Source organism: Chryseobacterium sp. 'Rf worker isolate 10', assembly GCF_050753305.1.
GTDB lineage: Bacteria > Bacteroidota > Bacteroidia > Flavobacteriales > Weeksellaceae > Chryseobacterium.
Map to the genome: position 1 here is coordinate 716945 of NZ_JBOZOF010000002.1, position 17944 is coordinate 734888.

16 protein-coding genes are annotated in these 17944 nt (G+C 35.5%); 11 read left to right on the forward strand and 5 right to left on the reverse strand.

Features of this window, described 5'->3' with window-relative positions:
• Window positions 1-4 precede the first annotated feature (4 nt).
• Window positions 5-1732 (forward strand): ABC transporter ATP-binding protein, encoded by a 1728-nt coding sequence (locus LKL37_RS13250; RefSeq protein WP_431611214.1) that lies wholly within the window; start codon window positions 5-7, stop codon window positions 1730-1732.
• 48 nt (window positions 1733-1780) lie between these two features.
• Here the strand turns inward: LKL37_RS13250 and LKL37_RS13255 are convergent, their stop codons facing one another.
• Window positions 1781-2245: a carboxymuconolactone decarboxylase family protein gene (locus tag LKL37_RS13255; protein ID WP_431611025.1), complete on the reverse strand. Its 465-nt coding sequence runs from the start codon at window positions 2243-2245 to the stop codon at window positions 1781-1783.
• Between the two features lie 198 nt (window positions 2246-2443).
• Window positions 2444-3016, reverse strand: a complete 573-nt coding sequence (locus LKL37_RS13260) for a Crp/Fnr family transcriptional regulator (protein WP_431611026.1) — start codon at window positions 3014-3016, stop codon at window positions 2444-2446.
• Window positions 3017-3100: 84 nt separating this feature from the next.
• On the opposite strand from LKL37_RS13260, the gene LKL37_RS13265 reads away from it, so the two are divergent.
• Entirely contained in the window at window positions 3101-4054 is a 954-nt protein-coding gene (locus LKL37_RS13265) for a helix-turn-helix transcriptional regulator (protein WP_431611027.1), read from the forward strand.
• Window positions 4055-4278: 224 nt separating this feature from the next.
• Here the strand turns inward: LKL37_RS13265 and LKL37_RS13270 are convergent, their stop codons facing one another.
• On the reverse strand, window positions 4279-4770 hold the full coding sequence (locus LKL37_RS13270) for a DinB family protein (RefSeq protein WP_431611028.1): 492 nt from the start codon (window positions 4768-4770) through the stop codon (window positions 4279-4281).
• A gap of 171 nt (window positions 4771-4941) precedes the next feature.
• Here LKL37_RS13270 and LKL37_RS13275 point away from each other — a divergent pair, with 171 nt between their 5' ends.
• From LKL37_RS13275 to LKL37_RS13300, 6 genes are all read left to right on the forward strand, one after another.
• Window positions 4942-5526 (forward strand): hypothetical protein, encoded by a 585-nt coding sequence (locus LKL37_RS13275; protein WP_431611029.1) that lies wholly within the window; start codon window positions 4942-4944, stop codon window positions 5524-5526.
• Between the two features lie 335 nt (window positions 5527-5861).
• A complete protein-coding gene (locus tag LKL37_RS13280; RefSeq protein WP_431611030.1) occupies window positions 5862-8282 on the forward strand; it encodes a TonB-dependent receptor plug domain-containing protein in 2421 nt (806 codons plus the stop codon).
• 194 nt (window positions 8283-8476) lie between these two features.
• Window positions 8477-9046: a cob(I)yrinic acid a,c-diamide adenosyltransferase gene (locus tag LKL37_RS13285; protein WP_105700997.1), complete on the forward strand. Its 570-nt coding sequence runs from the start codon at window positions 8477-8479 to the stop codon at window positions 9044-9046.
• Window positions 9036-9683: a thiamine diphosphokinase gene (locus tag LKL37_RS13290; RefSeq protein ID WP_431611031.1), complete on the forward strand. Its 648-nt coding sequence runs from the start codon at window positions 9036-9038 to the stop codon at window positions 9681-9683. The genes LKL37_RS13285 and LKL37_RS13290 overlap by 11 nt, the downstream gene beginning before the upstream one ends.
• Before the next feature lie 112 nt (window positions 9684-9795).
• Entirely contained in the window at window positions 9796-10671 is an 876-nt protein-coding gene (locus LKL37_RS13295; protein WP_431611032.1) for a tyrosine-protein phosphatase, read from the forward strand.
• Window positions 10672-10793: 122 nt separating this feature from the next.
• Window positions 10794-12188, forward strand: a complete 1395-nt coding sequence (locus tag LKL37_RS13300) for an arginine decarboxylase (protein ID WP_129041974.1) — start codon at window positions 10794-10796, stop codon at window positions 12186-12188.
• A gap of 140 nt (window positions 12189-12328) precedes the next feature.
• Here the strand turns inward: LKL37_RS13300 and LKL37_RS13305 are convergent, their stop codons facing one another.
• Window positions 12329-12988 carry an HAD family hydrolase gene (locus tag LKL37_RS13305; RefSeq protein ID WP_431611033.1) on the reverse strand — a complete coding sequence of 220 codons (660 nt, stop codon included), beginning with the start codon at window positions 12986-12988 and terminating at the stop codon, window positions 12329-12331.
• 186 nt (window positions 12989-13174) lie between these two features.
• On the opposite strand from LKL37_RS13305, the gene speB reads away from it, so the two are divergent.
• From speB to LKL37_RS13320, 3 genes are all read left to right on the forward strand, one after another.
• Window positions 13175-14032: an agmatinase gene (speB, locus tag LKL37_RS13310; RefSeq protein ID WP_431611034.1), complete on the forward strand. Its 858-nt coding sequence runs from the start codon at window positions 13175-13177 to the stop codon at window positions 14030-14032.
• 69 nt (window positions 14033-14101) lie between these two features.
• Entirely contained in the window at window positions 14102-14944 is an 843-nt protein-coding gene (locus LKL37_RS13315; RefSeq protein WP_431611035.1) for a bifunctional helix-turn-helix domain-containing protein/methylated-DNA--[protein]-cysteine S-methyltransferase, read from the forward strand.
• Between the two features lie 254 nt (window positions 14945-15198).
• On the forward strand, window positions 15199-15810 hold the full coding sequence (locus LKL37_RS13320; RefSeq protein WP_431611036.1) for an alpha-ketoglutarate-dependent dioxygenase AlkB family protein: 612 nt from the start codon (window positions 15199-15201) through the stop codon (window positions 15808-15810).
• Between the two features lie 145 nt (window positions 15811-15955).
• Here the strand turns inward: LKL37_RS13320 and LKL37_RS13325 are convergent, their stop codons facing one another.
• The gene (locus tag LKL37_RS13325) at window positions 15956-17815 is read right to left on the reverse strand and encodes a CocE/NonD family hydrolase (protein ID WP_431611037.1); all 1860 of its coding nucleotides are present in this window, start codon (window positions 17813-17815) and stop codon (window positions 15956-15958) included.
• Between the last annotated feature and the right edge of the window lie 129 nt (window positions 17816-17944).

Consider the following 17944-nt stretch of genomic DNA (forward strand, 5'->3'; position numbering starts at 1 on the left):
TCCCATGATTTACGGAACACTGTTTCTTACTTTTCTGGGAGCTCTTGCCGCACAGGTAAACCCGATTGTTTTAAAATACACGGTAGATGAGGTTACCAAACTTACCCATCTTCCACATCCGATGTCAGAAGGAATTCATATTCTCATCATCATTTCTATTATTTTACTGGGAAAAGAACTTCTGAATATTTTTATCAATTTCGGGCAGAAATTTTATGGTGAAAAAATCAGGATTAATGTAAGTTCTGTGCTGGCACAATCAGCGATTGATAAAATTCTGACCTATAGAGTGGCTTATTTTAATGATGAAAACCATGAATCCGGAAAGTTACAGATCAGAATAGACCGTGGAATAGAAAGTCTGACAAAACTGGTTCAAAACTTTTTTATTGACATTCTGCCTCTTTTTTCCAATGCAATCATTGCGCTGATCATCATGTACATGCAGAATGTATATGTAGGACTCGTTTCTACGATTATTGTTCCAATTTACTTTTATATTAGTTCCCTGCAGGCAAAAAAACTGAACGGAGTTCGCCGTCAGCTTAGAAATCAAAGAGAAAAAAAGACTTCCGGATTGTTGAATCTGATTAATTCCATTATGGTGATTAAAAGTTTTGTCCGCGAAAAATTTGAAGGAAAAAAACAATACGATCTTCAGATGGAGTTGATGGAAAGCCAGATGATTACAAGAAAAACCAACTTTATTTATGATGGATTAAAAACTTTTTTAGAACAGTTTGGAGTGGTTTTGATCATTCTCTTAACGGTTTACCTTGTGCTTGATCAGCAGATGACTATTGGGGCAATTATGCTTCATATCATGCTTTTTAACAATGTTTCAGCACCCATCCGCCAGCTTCACAGGATTTATGATGATATGAATGATGCCATGATCTATGCTGAAGGCTATTTCGATATTCTGAATGCAGACAATGAGACAGAATCGAACGGAAGTTTTGTAGAAAAAGATATCAAAGGAACTTTTGAACTGAAAAATGTTGATTTTACATATCCTAACGGTACAAAAGCTTTACATGATGTTTCCATGAAAATTGAAAACGGAAAAACGACAGCTTTGGTAGGATTGAGTGGTGCTGGAAAATCAACGGTCATTAATCTTTTATGTAAATTCTATCTTCCGGATTCCGGGGAAATTCTCTTGGACGGAGTCAATCTTAATGAATTTGACAATACTTTTCTGAGAAGTGATCTGGGGCTGGTACTTCAGAGAAATCATATTTTTCAAGGAAGTATAGAAGATAATATCCGCTATGGAGATATGAATGCCAGTTTTGAAGAAATTGAAGAAGCCGCAAAAAAAGCGTATCTGCACGACCAGATTGTAGATCTCCCCGACCAATATCAGCACGATGCTACACAGCTTTCCGGTGGACAGCAGCAGAGAATTGCCATCGCAAGACTATTTCTTAAAAATCCTCCGATTATCTTTTTGGATGAACCTACAGCCAGTCTTGATGCAATAGCCACTGAGCAGATTAAAAACTCGCTGGATGCGATAAAAGAAGGAAGAACCGCTATCATCATTTCCCACTCGCTGTCGCAGATTCTGGATTCCGATATCATTTATGTTATGAAAAAGGGTAGAGTAGTAGAAAATGGAACCCATGATGAATTATACAATAAAGAAGGAACCTATCGTGAAATTTTTGATGCTTCAGCCCGAAGTTTAAATCTCGATAAACTGGTGAATACTTATAAAGAAAATTAAATGAAAAACTCAGCGGTTAAGCTGAGTTTTAAGTTTTTATAACCGTGATTAATGTGCTTTTTCCGGAACCTGATAAGCACCTACATCTGCTCCGAAAGCAATATTTATCCTGTTGTAGCTGTTGATGGCAATCACAGCCATTGTTAAATCTACCATTTCAGTTTCAGAGAAGTAATGACTTACTTTTGCATAGATTTCCTCACTCACTTCTTTGCCATTCAGAGCTGTTAAAGTTTCTGCCCATAACAATCCGGCTTTTTCCTTATCTGTATAAAATGAGCATTCTCTCCATGCACTTACCAGAAAGATTCTCTGCTCAGTTTCTCCTTTTGCCATTAATTCTTTAGAATGCATATCGAGGCAAAAAGCACATCCGTTCATCTGTGAAACACGGAAATACATCAGTTCCAGAAATGAATTGTCAAGTGATGAGTTCTGTACCTGAAATCCCATGTTGTGAAGTGCATTTACAGCCTTGTTTCCGATCGCAAATGCGTTGATTCTTTGTGACATAATATTTGTTTTTTGTGATTAATTATGTGACAAATGTAGAAGGTAATTTTCCTGATTTTTTTTACAAATGATAAATTTTATAAGGAAAGATTTTAAATGCTGGAGGATGGGAGCTGGATGATGGAAGTTACTATTAGGTAAATGATATATATTCAACCTTCAATAACTACCCTCTTTCAGCCTCCAGCAAACATTCCCCTAAAGCTTCTGTGCTCTGATTCTGCTTAAAGAAACCTGGGTGATTCCGATATAATCTGCCATATCTCCAAGACTGATGCGCTGAATAAGGTCAGGTCTCTGTTTCAGGAAATTATGATAGCGTTTTTTTCCATCGTCTTCCAGCATCTCACTGATTCTCCCCATCATATTCACCGGAGCTTTGGAATAAAGCTTACTGAAAAGTGTTTCTGCAGTATGGTATTTTTTGCATAATCCTTCAATGACGTCTCTGTGTATGCGGAGAACTTCGGTAGGTTCTAGAGCAACGATCATATATTTTGAAGGTTGTCCGGTAAGAAAACCGCTTAGTTCTGCAAAAAAAGCATTTTCAGCAAAAAAGGTCATGATAAAATCTTTATCGCCATTATCAAAGAACAGTTTTACCAATCCTTTTTCTATAAAATAAAAATATTTGCAGGTTTCATCAGCTTTTAACAGAAAATCTCCCTTTCTGTAAGTTTTGGATTCCAGGCTGGAAACGAGCCCGTCTATCACTGCCTGTTCCGGTTTTAAAATTTTTTCAATAAACTGAACAAAATGAGTATGAAGCATAAAGAAGAGACTGTTTTGTGAAAAATAAAATTAATAAAAAAAGCCGTTCCATTTCTCAAAAAAGAGTTTTAGCTTTGTTACATAATGAACGATCACTATCTAAAAAAACTCGATCGGGTAACTGCCATTCTTACCCAGTTACAATCTAAGCCTATTGTGCGGGCACAGGATCTGGCTGAAAAGTTCGATGTAAGTATCAGGACCATTTATCGTGATGTGAGAACCCTGGAAAATGCGGGAATTCCTATTGTAGGGGAAGCAGGTAACGGCTATTCTTTAATGGACGGTTACAAACTTCCTCCCATTATGTTTACGAAAGAAGAGGTTTTAAGTTTTATTACTGCTGAAAAACTGATGCAAAAATTTTCTCACCAAAGTTTGGGTAGTCATTATCAGGCGGCCATGGAAAAGGTACGCTCGGTATTGCGGAATTCTGATAAAAACCTGATTCAGAATATTGAAAAGCAGATTGATGTTTTCAGCTTTCATACAGATTCCGGAGACTCTCTTAAAAATGTAATTCCTATTATTCTTGAAAGTATCGCAGAGAAAACCCAGCTCAATATAAGATATAAAACCGTAGACGGAAGGGTAGATAACAGAACTATCGAAACGGTTGGGATGTTTTTTGAGTTTAATATTTGGTACATCATGGCATACTGTACATTGAGAAAAGATTTCAGACAGTTTCGAATCGATAGGATTTTAGAAATTTCAAAAACACAGAATCCTTTCTTACAGGAATACGGACAGGTAAATGATTACCGTAAAAAATCAAACGGAAATAAAGTTAAAGCCAAACTTCTGGTTGACAAAAAGATAATGAATCACCTGGTAAATTCTAAAAAATACTACGGACTGACAGAAGAAGTGGAAACCGAAAATGGAGTAGAGCTTACTTTCGAAACAGAATGGATCAATGACGGATTTCCCCGCTGGCTTATCACTTTTGCAGACTATGCCACTGTTCTGGAACCGGAAAGTCTTCGTACACGCTTAAAAGAACTACTCATAAAAATGACCGAAAGACATCAATAATAAACCCCAACAAGACAACTGTTGAGGTTTAAAGACTTAATTGAGGCAAATAAATGAAATGGTTAATAAGCTAATGGTAAAACCGCAAAAAAGCTCAATTTGTTTTGTCGCAAAAATAATAATGGGTTGTTTAAATTGAGGAAAATCACTATTAATAAATGACATTGCAGATGTAATTTTTCTCAGGATTTCTGCCTTTTTGCAATTTTACCTTTTCACTTTTATTAAAATCTCTCCCAGAAGAAAGGAGGTTCAATTCCTAAAGCTCTAAGATAAACATATCCTTGTCCACGGTGGTGAACTTCGTTGTCTACAAAATAAAGAATGTTCTGATATACCGGAAATTCATATTCTCCAAACAAATTGAAAGTTTCCTGAAAACGCTCCTCAGAAATCAGATTAAAATAATGGTTGATTACGTCAGTTTGTTCATCCCACTTTTTTAAAAGTTCTTCTTTTGTTTTTGGATTGAATGCTTCTTCGTTATAAGCTTCCATAGTTCCTTCCACAATTCCCTTTAAAGCGGGTCCTCCAATACCGATCAGTTCTACTGCCAGTTTTGCAAACGGTCTCATTCCGCCTATTGAAAATTCAAATAATTCTTTTTCAGGAAAAGATTCAATTACTCTCCTTGTAAGATTTCTATGTCCCTGCCAGTCGGTTAATAGCTGTTCAGAAGTCATGAATTGTTTAGTGGCTGTTGCTGTAGTTGTCATAATGTTATTTATTTTGTTTGTTGTTGATACAAAGGTAAGAGAGGATTATGACAACAGTTTGTCAGTAGGATTTTTGATATTGAAAAAATATTTTTTTAATCTTCAAATATTGGCTCTACTTTTGCGTTAGATGAGTAGTGCATTATTAAAAAAATCGCTATTATTAGAATTATGAAGAAGTATATTTTGCCTGTTGTCACTGCTTTTTTAGTAGTATCATGCAATAAGATAGAGGAGAAAATCGACCAAACTGTTCAAAAGACAACTGAAACCGTACAGCAGAAAGCTCAGCAGGCTGTGGAAGAAACGGTAAAGAAAACAGTGAATGAATCTATAAATTCTTTAACCAATTCTGAAGATGTTAAGTTTAATGCCGTTTTTCCTGGTACAGGAGCTTCCATTGTTTCTGAAGAAAAAGGAAAGAAAATTAAGATTCCGGGAAGGTCTGAAGGTTATATTTTTAAATACAAGGCAGATATTGCCGTATTACTTCCTTTTTTGGAAGGGCAGCCTACTTCTGATGAAAGTAAATCTGATAAAACTGCCCGTAAGATCGATGGACAGAATATCATAGATAAAATAAGTTTTATATCGAAATTCCTTCCTGATAATACTTTTGATGCAAGTATTCTGGAAGATATCAAGTCCGATAAAAACATTCAGTATTATAAACTGAAAAGATTTCCCAACAGTAGTACAATTATCTACAACCCAAAAAATCAGACCATCATACAATACGTAGAGGTAAATAAATAATTTGGATATGGCCGGTTTCTCCCGGCCATTTTTTATTCCCATTCATTGCAAGCTATAAGCGAAGCAATCTCAAACCATTGAAAACTACTTATCAAAACGAATAAAGTCATATTTATTTCTGATGTTAGTTAATTGATTTTTTTATACAAATATGATGTTGTTGATTTATTTTTTTTCATGTTATTAATAAATCGCCTTATGTTTTGTGGATTAATTTTTGTTTTTACGAAATGGTACAATTTTGGCAAATATGAAATTGAATTATTATTATATGTTTTGTTTTTGTGTTTAATGTTAATTTTTTCACTAGATTTATTGAATAATTAACAATTGAAATGAAAAATAATTTATTTAATGGAAAAATCTATGCATTAGTATTAAGCGGAGCTGGTGCAATGGCATATGCTCAGGACAGCATAAAACAAAATAAAATAGATGAAGTGGTGGTTACAACGGGTAGAACCAAACCCAGAACCATCATTACCTCAGCAATTCCCATTGATAATATTTCCGCCGTACAATTAAAATCCACAGGGCAGGTAACTTTTGATAAAGCTCTAACCTATGCCGTTCCCTCTTTTAATTCATCACAGCAAACTGTTTCTGATGCAACAGCTCACTTTGATCCTGCAGATTTAAGAGGATTAGGGCCATCCAGAACATTAGTTTTGGTTAATGGTAAAAGAAAAAATCAAAGTGCTTTAATTTATGTAAATGATACACCGGGAAAAGGTGAGGTTGGTACGGATCTGAAAAGTATTCCATCTGCAGCCTTACAGAATGTAGAAGTATTGAGAGATGGTGCATCTGCACAATACGGTTCTGATGCTATTGCAGGAGTGATCAATATTATTCTTAAGAACAGTATTGGAAAAAGCACCGTCAATCTTTTTTCAGGGATCACTTCAAAAGGAGACGGCTTTAATATCGGAGCAGATTTTAATACAGGAATCCGGGTTGCTAAAAACGGAAGTCTGAATCTTACATTGGGATATTCTTCCCAAAATAAAACAAACCGCGCGGGTACTGTTACAAAAGATGAACTTTTTGGTGTGGATAATGCCTGGACTCAGGCCAATCCCGGTTTAGGAATGATTATTGGGCAGCCGGAGACAAAAGTGGGCAATATGTTTGTCAATTTTGAGTTGCCAACAGGTGAAACAGGCAAATTTTATGCTTTTGGGGGTACAACTTACAGAAGTGGGACCAGTTTTGCTTTGTATAGAACTCCCTATTGGGTAACTTCAGATTTTGGTTTATTAACTCCACAAGGACAACCTTATAATGGATTTCAACCGCAATTTAAAACAGATGTTTACGATTATAATTTAACCTCCGGGTGGAAAGGAATGTTTGGAAAATGGAATTTTGATGGGAGTGCAACCTTTGGCTCTAATGCCGTAGATTATGCTGTAGCAAATACCATTAATACATCTTTGGGAGCCAATTCACCAACCCGTTTTAGAGCAGGTGGTCATCAGTTTAGTAATATTATAGGAAACATAGATATCAACCGAAATTTTGGTACGTTTGTGTTAGGAGCTGGTGTTGAAGTGCGCAATGAAAACTATCAAGCGAAGGCAGGAGAGGAAGCCTCTTATATAGGAAGTGGTGCAGAATCATTTCCGGGACTGCAGCCTCAAAATGAAGTCAATAAAAACCGTCAGAATATTGGTGCTTATTTGAATGCTGAATGGGATGTTACAAAAAACCTGTTAATTGGAGGAACGGTGAGATATGAAAACTTCAGTGATTTCGGAAATAATATTTCCTGGAAAGGAAATGCAAGATATAAATTGTTAGACGATAAATTGGTTTTCCGTGGATCGGTTTCTACAGGATTCCGCGCACCTTCATTACACCAGATTTATTATTCCAATGTTCAAACCAAAATTACAGGAAATACGGTAGCTAATCAGGGTACTTTTAATAATGACTCTCAAATTGTAAGATCTGATCTTGGGGTACCCAAGTTAAATGCTGAGAAAGCCTTTAACATTACTGCGGGATTTGCTGTAAAACCATTTAAAAACCTGACGATCACAGCAGATTATTATAGAATAAAAATTAAAGACAGAGTCCTTTTCTCAGGAGATATTGGGTACAAAACCGGAGCTCCGGGGAGTCCTGATCTAACAAACCCTGTGGAAGTAATATTAAATAATAATAAAATAACCTCCCTGAAGTTTTTCACCAATGCTGTAAATACTGTTACTCAAGGGGTAGATTTTGTAGCTAATTATAATACTTCTGCTATTGGCAAAGGAAGATTGGGAATTATTGCTGCTTTCAATTATAACGAAACAAAAATAGTAGATAATATTGCGGTTCCTCCTATTTTGGCTCAAAATGGTTACTCAGAAAACTTTTTTGACAGAAAAGAACAGTCCAGAATTATGACTGCAAGACCAAAAACAAAAACTATTCTTAGCCTTTCGTATGATATTTCAAAGTTTAATTTTAATCTTAATAATACTTACTTTGGTTCTGTTACATGGCAGCACGCCACTGATCCTGCCAAAGATCAGACCTTTTCTGGTAAGGTGGTTACAGACATAGTTTTGACATATAAAATCACTAAAGACCTTAAAGTTTCCGGAGTCGTAAATAATTTATTTAATATTTATCCGGATGTGATAGACAGCAAAGGAGATGTAGTAACAGATCTTGGGGGAAGGTTTAAGTATCCTTGGGAGGTCAATCAGTTTGGATTTAACGGAACAACTTTTCAGCTGAATGTTAATTATACTTTTTAATCTATAAATAAAGGAATTGGAATTTGCTTTGTCATGCTTAACAAAGTGAAAGCAATTTCAAAAGATATAAAACCAACTTATGCAAACATTCCCTGACATTAAGAATAATGTCAGGGAATGTTTTTTCAAATAGAATAAGAAGCTATTACTGCATTTTACTTTTTACATTGTATAAAAAAAAGTATTTTAGTAGTATGAAAATTTATACGAAAACAGGAGATAAAGGTCAGACTGCATTATACGGCGGAACAAGGGTTTCCAAAGCCAGTGCAAGAGTGGACAGTTATGGAAATATAGACGAGCTGAATTCATTTATCGGGATTGCAAAAAGTCATATCGAAGATGAAGAAGTGTTGAGACAGCTGAAGAAAATACAGTTTGATTTATTTACGGTAGGTTCAGAAGCAGCAACCCCTGTAGATAAATTGATGCTGGCCAACGGGAAATCACGTCTTCCAATCATTATTTCAGAAACAGAAATTGAAGAGCTGGAACAATGGATGGATGCTTTTGAGGAAAAACTGGAACCGCTTCAGTATTTTATCCTGCCGGGTGGAGGAAAATCTGCTACTTTTTTACACGCGGCAAGAACCATCTGCAGAAGAGCAGAACGTTCATTGGTGTTTTTGAATGAATCAGAGGAAGTACGTCCTGAATTGATTAAATATTTAAACAGGCTTTCAGATTATCTTTTTGTATTGGCAAGATATATTTCAAAACTGAACAACGAACCGGAAGAATACTGGAACCCGAATGAGAGATAAAGCATTACTTTTCATCAACGGAGATGCTCCAAAATCATTACCTAATCCAGAAAATTATGGCTTAATTGCCTGTACAGACGGTGCTTTCCATTATTTAAAAAGAATGGGTTTTCCACTGGATAAGCTGGATTTTATTTCTGGTGATTTTGATTCACACTCCGGATCAGATGAAGATATGTATGAGGGAAAATTTATCCTTACGTTAGATCAGGAAAAAACAGATTTTCATAAAGCGTTGGAAATTATTCAGGAAAGAGGCTTTTCAGACATTGATGTTTTCGGAGGAAGTGGAGGCGAACAGGATCATTTTCTGGGAAATCTTACGGTTGCTTATGCATTCAAAGACAAAATGAAAATTACATTTTATGATGAATTTTCAGAATATTACTTTATTCCCAGTCATTTTACCTTGAAAGGAATGAAAAATAAAATGATTTCTCTGTACCCGTTTCCATCAGCAAATAATATTACAACTAAAGGACTGAACTGGCCTTTGACTAACGAAAGTCTAAGCATTACCTCCAGAATTGGAACCCGGAATTTTGCTGTTGAAGATGAAATTTCCATAGAATACAAATCAGGAGATCTTTTATTATTTGTAGGAATCAAGGCGATAGAATATCCTGCAATCTATTAAAATACTATCCTATCAATAGAAACGGACAATAATCCTGAGCTTACACGAAGGAAGTCGTTTTAAACAAAAACAATAAAATCAATCGGCTTTAGCCAAAATGTATTAAAAACCATTGAATAAACTAATCAAAATATCAGTTTTCACCATTTCATTATGCTGTATTTTCTCATGTAAAACGCAGCATTTTGAAACACCCGAATATGGAAAAAATGAAACTGAAAAAGTGATTCAGATCAAGAAAGTAACCAACTTCCGGACTGTAGGGGATATTAAAAATATAGATGGAAGAACTTTGAAAGAAGGGAAACTTTACCGAAGTGCTCATCTTAATAAACTTAAAAAGAAATCTTTTGATGATTTTGAAAAACTGGGGATCAAAGAAATTATTGATCTTAGAAATTCAAAAGAAATTTCTGAGAAACCGGATCAGCTGCCTTTAGAAATGGTTTATAAAAAATATTCAGCGTTTGAAGATGAGGGAGATCAGCTGGCTCAAGCCAGAAAACTGGTTCTTAAAGGCAAAGTAAATGCTTCCGATGCTAATAAAAGAATGATCGATTTCTACCGTGAATACGTTACAGAAAATCCGGAAACAATAAAGAGGATCATTACAGAAATTCTGGAATCCAAAGATCCGATTCTCTATCACTGTACAGCCGGAAAAGACAGAACAGGAATTACAACAGCATTAATTCTTACAATCCTTAAATTTAATAAAGAAACTATTTACAACGAATATCTTTTATCCAATAACTACAGAAAAGACCTTGTTCAGAAGAGACTCCGTCTTGCCAATAACCTGCATTTCCTTTATCCAAAAATGGATTTGAAGGTGCTGGAAAAGCTGAGCTGGGTAGAAAAAAGATACCTTGATGCTGCTTTTGAGGAGATCAACAAAAAGTATGGGTCTGCAGATGCTTATATTCAGCAGGTATTAGGGATTTCGGACACCAAAAGAAGCGAGTATATTCAAAAGTTTACCTATTGATTATCAGAGATAAATTTTTGTGAGATTTAATATTGAGTCCTAAATTAAAATTATAATAATTTTAACACCTAAAAATCAAACTTTTTTAGCAATTTTGCATTTCTTAATTCACTTGTTTAGAAATGAAAATAAAGTACTCGGAACTTATTGATCAGACATTGTATTTCCCTACTGAGGAATTTAATGTATCTGAGAACAATTTGTTGTTTCACGACGTTCCATTGATGGATGTAGTTGAACAATTTGGCACTCCGCTAAAGATTAGCTATCTGCCGAGAATTTCTCAAAATATTCAGAAAGCCAAAAGCTGGTTTAAAGAAGCTTTTGAAAAAACCGGATATAAAAAGAATTATACCTACTGTTATTGCACAAAATCCAGTCATTTCAATTTCGTATTGGAAGAAGCTTTGAAGAATGATATTTCAATAGAAACATCTTCTGCTTATGATATGGATATTGTAAAATCTCTTTATGAAAAAGAGAAGGTAGATAAAAACATTGAAGTAATCTGTAATGGTTTCAAAACGGATGATTATCTGACAAAAATTTCAGATATGATCAACAGTGGTTTTGAAAATATTACTCCGATTCTGGATAACTACAGAGAATTGGATAAACTTACAGAAAGTATAGATTCAACCTTTAATATTGGGATCAGAATTGCATCAGAGGAAGAACCGAAGTTCGAATTCTATACCTCAAGATTAGGAATCGGATATAAAGATATCATCCCTTACTACAGCCAGAAGATTGCTGAACACCCGAATGCAAGATTGAAAATGCTTCACTTTTTCATCAACACCGGGATTAAAGATACCTCTTACTATTGGAACGAATTATACAAATGTCTTCGTGTATATGCACGTTTGAAGAAAATTGCTCCTGAAGTGGACTCACTGAACATTGGCGGTGGTTTCCCAATCAAAACTTCTCTGAACTTTGATTATGACTATCAGTATATGGTAGAAGAGATTGTGTCTCAGATCAAAAAATTCTGTGAAGAAGAAGGAGTAGAGGAACCTAATATTTATACAGAGTTCGGAAGCTTTACCGTTGGAGAAAGTGGAGCGAACCTTTACAAAATCATTTCTCAGAAACGTCAGAATGACAGAGAAAAATGGAATATGATTGATTCTTCTTTCATGACTACTCTTCCTGATACCTGGGCAATCTCAAGACACTTTATTATGCTTCCGCTTAACCGTTGGGAAGATACTTATGAAAGAGTTTTCCTTGGAGGACTGACTTGTGATTCAGACGATTATTATAATTCGGAACAGCATACCAACGCGATTTATTTACCTGTTTTCAGTGATACAAAACCTTTGTATATCGGATTCTTTCACACTGGAGCGTATCAGGAAACCATCGGAGGGTACGGTGGTGTACATCACTGTTTAATGCCTCAGCCGAGACACGTCCTGATCCAGAAAGATGAAAATGGTGAATTACAATACGAAATTTTCCGCGAAAAACAGGAACCGGAAGATATACTGAAAATTCTTGGTTATAAATAATGTTATAATCAATAGGAACGGGTAATTATCCTGAGCTTAGACGAAGGAAGTCCGTTTTTAATCAAGAAAAAAATCAATTGGCTTCAGCCAAACGTATACAAAACAAAAGCTCTCAGAAACTATTCTGAGAGCTTTTTTATTTAAAAATATTTTGAAATTTTATCCAGTTCCAATTCCTCATAATCAGAAACTACAGTATCTGCCAAAGTGTAATCCTGGTTTTTTGAATGTGGGCTTCTATATGCTGCACAGAAGATTTTAGCCCTGTGGGCAGCCAGAATTCCGTTGGTAGAATCCTCGATAACCATACAGTTTTCAACAGGTTCTCCCGACATCTCGGCGGCCAGTAAGAAAACTTCAGGATGAGGTTTTGATTCTTTTAAATCTGCACCACTGATCTTCCCGCTGAAATATTTCTCCAGTCCGAACTTTTCAAAAACCATATTGATCGTTACCATCGTAGCAGAAGAAGCGAGGATAAGCTTTATTCCGTTTTCGTGATAATGCTCAATCAGTTGCCTAACCCCTGGAATTAAATCAAATTCATCATCATTATAAAAAAAATCTTTGAAATGAGACCTTTTGATTCCTGCGATGGCTTCATAAGTCTGATTCAAATTAAATTCTTTAATCAATGTTTCAGAAACTCTTTTGGTGGAAGCTCCGGTAAAAGAGGTGTACAGGTCTTCGGAAACAGCAATTTCCAGTTCATCAAACGTTTTGAAATAAGCTTTTCTATGCAGTGGCTCTGTATCTACAATCACACCATCCATATCGAAAAGAACAGCTTTTAAAGGCATATTATGAGTTTTGTACAAAAATAACTTTTAAAATTTAAACATTAAAAGATTTAAAAATTTAAAAATCAGAATGAAGGTTAAAAATTGATAACAAACCTTTCTTTACTTATAACTCAAGTACTATTTTGTATCTTTGTGGAATCATTTAATCTTTGAATCATTTAATTTTTTAATTAATAATTATATATGAAGACATACGCAGGAATTCCCGAGGAAAACGCAACGTTAGAGAATTCGAAAGTAATGTTGGTAACTGTTCCTTACGATGGAACTTCAACATGGGGTAAAGGAGCTGATAAAGGTCCGGAATTATTCTTAAACGCTTCTGAAAACATGGAGCTTTATGATATTGAAACTCAAACAGAACCTTATCTACAGGGAGTTTACTTGGCGGGAGATGTTTCTGAAAACTCTACTCCGGAAGCAATGACGGAAGCAGTTTATCAGAAAACAAAAGAACTTTTGAACAATGATGGAAAGTTATTCACTCTTTTTGGTGGAGAGCATTCTGTTTCTATCGGTTCTATCCGTGCGGTAGGAGAGAAATTTGAAAACCTTACGGTTCTTCAGTTAGATGCTCACACAGATTTACGTCCTGATTTTCATGGTTCTACTTCTAACCATGCTTGTGCCGTTTTTGAAGCGAATCAGAAGCATAACTTAGTACAGGTGGGAATCCGTTCTATGGATGTTGAAGAAGTAGAATATTTACCGGAAGGAAGAGTATTCTTTGCTCACGAAATCGCGAACAACGAAAACTGGATCAATGATGTATTGGAGAAAGTATCAGGAAATGTTTATATTACTATTGATTTAGATGCTTTTGATCCTTCTATTGCTCCATCTACAGGAACTCCTGAGCCGGGTGGATTACAATGGTATCCAACTTTGGAATTATTAAGAAAAGTATTTGAAAAATGTAATGTAGTAGCATTTGACATTGTAGAATTAATGGATTCTCCAATGGCTAAGCCAACAGCTTTCCTTTCTGCGAAGTTATATTACAAAATGCTTGCTTATTACGATATTTATAACAACAACTAATATTCCGCAAGAATCGGATTTTTTCTGCCGTATATTCTTTGGAAATTTGTGAGGTAAAATAACAATACAATGTCCACACAAAATAATATCGATTATAACAGAATTGCGAAAGCGATAGAATATATCCAGAGCAATTTCAGGCTTCAGCCAAGTTTGGAGGAAGTGGCAGAGAATATTCACTTGAGTCCGGCTCATTTTCAGAAGATCTTTACAGATTGGGCAGGAACAAGTCCGAAAAAGTTTTTACAGTTCATCAGTCTTGAACATGCTAAAAATTTATTGAAGGAAGAAAAAGCAACTTTGTTTGATACCGCATACGAGACAGGACTTTCCAGTACCAGCAGGCTTCATGACCTGTTTGTAAAAATAGAAGGAATGTCTCCTGCAGAATATAAAAACGGAGGAAAAAGCCTTAGCATTCATTACAGTTTTTCCGAAAGTCCTTTTGGGAATATACTGGTAGCTTCTACAGAAAAAGGAATCTGCTATATGGCTTTTGAAGACGATAAAGAAAAAGCATTCGGGGAACTGAAACAAAAGTTTCCCAATGCTTCTTTTATGGAGCAGCAAGACACGCTTCAAAAAAATGCCTTGTCCATATTCGATAAAGACTGGACAAAACTCAATACGATAAAATTACATTTAAAAGGAACTGATTTCCAGCTTAAGGTCTGGGAAAGTTTGTTGACCATTCCGATGGGAAAACTGTCTACTTATGGCAGCCTGGCAGAAAAAATTGGAAATCCTAAAGCATCCAGAGCCGTTGGAACAGCTATTGGAAGTAATCCTGTTGCATTTCTTATTCCATGTCACCGTGTGATTCAGTCTACCGGACATCTTGGTGGCTACCGCTGGGGAAGTGAAAGGAAACAACTCATTGTGGGCTGGGAAGGTTCACATATTTACTCGTAACCTATTTTTTACCACAAAAGACTTTATAGAGGATAAGCTTAAAATTATCCGCCATAAAGTTCACAAAATGAAAATCTAAGATTTTCAAAAGCTTAAGTGTACTTTTTATACATAAAGATTATTCTTTAAGATATTGAAGTATAAAATCTTTTGTGCCTTTTGTGGTTGAAAAAGATTAAATTTAAGTTTTGACTAAAGTCCGTTTATATTGGTGTAATTTGTGTTTAAATATAAAAGCATTTAATTAGAAAACTATGCTAAGCCTTTTTGAAGAAATATCCGACTATCCTCTCAACGTACTTCCGCACGATGGAACCGTTCATTATTATGGAAAGGTTTTCTCCAAAGAAAAATCTGATTTTTATTATGATTATCTGCTCAACCAGATTCCTTGGGAGAATGATGAAGCAATAATCTTTGGGAAACTCATTCTTACGAAAAGAAAAGTAGCCTGGTTTGGAGAAAAAGCTTTTGAGTATACCTATTCGAAAAGAACAAAATATGCCAAATTCTGGACTCCGGAATTATTGGAGCTGAAGAAAAAATGTGAAGAAGTTTCTGGTGAAACTTACAATTCATGCCTGCTGAATCTATACCATGATGGGAGCGAAGGAATGGCTTACCACAGCGATGGTGAAACAGATCTAAAGAAACACGGAGCTATTGCTTCTTTAACTTTTGGCGCGGAAAGAAAGTTTTTATTCAAACATAAAACAACCAAAGAAAAGGCAGAAGTATTTCTAGAAAATGGAAGCTTATTGATTATGAAAGGAACTACTCAGGACAACTGGCTCCACAGACTTCCTCCTACTACAAAAGTGAAAACTCCAAGAGTAAACCTTACCTTCAGAACCATTGAGGAATAAATTATGAGACTGATTTAATATCAATAGAAGTGGGCTAAAGCCCACTTGAATAAAAGAACCAATTCATCCGGCTTTAGCCAAAACCTAAAATAAACTTCAGGTTCTCGAAAATAAAAAAGCTGTTCGAACGAACAGCTTTTTTATTTTATTTTAAAACTTCAGCTTCAATTGAGCTGTCATCATATACTTTAATAAATGCTTTGGTGTAATCTTCTTTGTTGGCAAAATTCGGATTATCCATAAATTTCTGCGGATTGATCGCGAAAAGCGGGAACCACGTACTGCTGATCTGAATCTGGATTTTATGTCCTTTTTTGAAAGTATGAACCACATCCTGAAGCCTGAAATTAACAGCCGTTTTCTGGTTAGGAACTAAAGCTTCTCCCTTTTCTCTTGTATTTCTGAATCTTGCAGGCATAATCTCACTTCTTACCATCTGGTGGTAGTTACCATAGATCACTCCATCTTTCTTTTCTGCAGGTTTGAAATCTTCAGGATAAACGTCAATTAATTTTACGGCAAAATCAGCATCTGTAGAAGTGGATGCAATATTCAGTTTGGCCATGATTTCTCCGGCAAACGTAATATCATCAGTCAGAACATCTGTAGTGAATGTTAATACATCAGGTCTTCCTACTGCAAATCTCTGGTCTTCCGACATATAATTTCTTGGAGTGAAACCGTTGAAGTCTTTTAAGTGATCTGAACTTAAAACCGGATTGTTAGGATCGCTGTAATATTCAGAATAACCCTGTCCTGATGATTTTTTTAAAGTTTTGTCAGCTAAATAGAAATTTACTTTCTGAGCATTTTTAGGTGGATAAGAAGCGAATTCTTTCCATTCTTTAGCTCCGGTGTCATACATCAATGCTTCAGGAAGTCCGGCATCTTCTTTCGTGTTGCCTTTCAGATAATGGTTGAAGAATCTTGTTTCAATATTTTTCTGATAATACGTTGCAATGCTGTCACCAAAATAGGTTTCACTGTGGAAATGCTTTCCTTGCTCCTGAGACCAGCCGCCATGAGAGAAAGGTCCCATTACAATTGTATTTTTAGCCTTAGGACTTGTTTTTTCAATGGTTTTATAAATATTCAAAGGACCGGAAAGGTCTTCAGCATCAAACCATCCGCCTACGGTCATTACAGCATGATTGATATTCTTCAAATGAGGAAGAAGACCTCTTTTTTGCCAGAATTCATCATAGTTGGGATGATTCATAATTTCTGTCATGAAAAAATTATTCTTGTAATATTTTTCATATCCATCTTTCAGAGTACCCATATCTCTGTAGAACTTCAGACCGTCTTCAGAAGTCTGCTTGATGAAAGAATCCATATACCACGCCTGCTTTTCAGGCTGTGTTTTCTGAACTCCAAAAACCGGGAACGTTCTGAAATACCCCAGCATAAATCTTCCGTTGTGAAGGAAATCATCATTCCAGAAATCAGAAATAGGCGCCTGAGGTGAAGATGCTACCAAAGCAGGGTGCTGTGACAACGTTCCTACAGCTGTATAGAACCCAGGGTAAGAGGTCCCGAACTGACCTGCTTTACCATTATTGTCCTTGATATTTTTCAAAAGCCATTCGATCGTATCATAGGTATCTGTACTTTCATCAACATCTTTTTTGGTTTTACGCTCAACCTGTGGAGTCATATTGGTAAATGTACCTTCACTCATATATCTTCCGCGCACATCCTGATACACGAAAATATACTTGTCTTTCATAAGATAGGTGTTGGGACCAACCTTTGTTTTATATTCATTCTCTCCGTAAGGGGCGATGCTGTAACAGGTTCTCTGCATCAGAAACGGATATTTGTTTTTGTTGGATATATCTTTCGGGATATACACCGCTGTGAAAAGCTTCACTCCATCACGCATAGGAATATAAAATTCTTTCTTGGTGAAATTGTCTTTAACGAAAGTATCTTTCTGTTCCGTTTTCTGCGCTTTTCCAAGAATGAAAAAAAGAATACATAATACTGAAATATGGATTTTCATAAAAAAAATTTACCGCTAATTTAAAAATAAAAACAAGTTTATTAATAAATCTTCTTTAAAAGGTTGTTGTAAGAAACCATCCCGTCAAAAATTCTTTGAATTTTTGCCACACCCCGAAGGAGAGGAATT

What these genes read in the sequence shown, in the direction of transcription:
- LKL37_RS13300 (WP_129041974.1), top strand. Translation starts at nt 10,794, where the DNA reads ATGAAAATAAAGTACTCGGAACTTATTGATCAGACATTGTATTTCCCT.
- LKL37_RS13250 (WP_431611214.1), top strand. Translation starts at nt 5, where the DNA reads ATGATTTACGGAACACTGTTTCTTACTTTTCTGGGAGCTCTTGCCGCA.
- LKL37_RS13280 (WP_431611030.1), top strand. Translation starts at nt 5,862, where the DNA reads ATGAAAAATAATTTATTTAATGGAAAAATCTATGCATTAGTATTAAGC.
- LKL37_RS13290 (WP_431611031.1), top strand. Translation starts at nt 9,036, where the DNA reads ATGAGAGATAAAGCATTACTTTTCATCAACGGAGATGCTCCAAAATCA.
- LKL37_RS13320 (WP_431611036.1), top strand. Translation starts at nt 15,199, where the DNA reads ATGCTAAGCCTTTTTGAAGAAATATCCGACTATCCTCTCAACGTACTT.
- speB (WP_431611034.1), top strand. Translation starts at nt 13,175, where the DNA reads ATGAAGACATACGCAGGAATTCCCGAGGAAAACGCAACGTTAGAGAAT.
- LKL37_RS13265 (WP_431611027.1), top strand. Translation starts at nt 3,101, where the DNA reads ATGAACGATCACTATCTAAAAAAACTCGATCGGGTAACTGCCATTCTT.
- LKL37_RS13275 (WP_431611029.1), top strand. Translation starts at nt 4,942, where the DNA reads ATGAAGAAGTATATTTTGCCTGTTGTCACTGCTTTTTTAGTAGTATCA.
- LKL37_RS13270 (WP_431611028.1), bottom strand. Translation starts at nt 4,770, where the DNA reads ATGACAACTACAGCAACAGCCACTAAACAATTCATGACTTCTGAACAG.
- LKL37_RS13260 (WP_431611026.1), bottom strand. Translation starts at nt 3,016, where the DNA reads ATGCTTCATACTCATTTTGTTCAGTTTATTGAAAAAATTTTAAAACCG.
- LKL37_RS13315 (WP_431611035.1), top strand. Translation starts at nt 14,102, where the DNA reads ATGTCCACACAAAATAATATCGATTATAACAGAATTGCGAAAGCGATA.
- LKL37_RS13305 (WP_431611033.1), bottom strand. Translation starts at nt 12,988, where the DNA reads ATGCCTTTAAAAGCTGTTCTTTTCGATATGGATGGTGTGATTGTAGAT.
- LKL37_RS13255 (WP_431611025.1), bottom strand. Translation starts at nt 2,245, where the DNA reads ATGTCACAAAGAATCAACGCATTTGCGATCGGAAACAAGGCTGTAAAT.
- LKL37_RS13325 (WP_431611037.1), bottom strand. Translation starts at nt 17,815, where the DNA reads ATGAAAATCCATATTTCAGTATTATGTATTCTTTTTTTCATTCTTGGA.
- LKL37_RS13285 (WP_105700997.1), top strand. Translation starts at nt 8,477, where the DNA reads ATGAAAATTTATACGAAAACAGGAGATAAAGGTCAGACTGCATTATAC.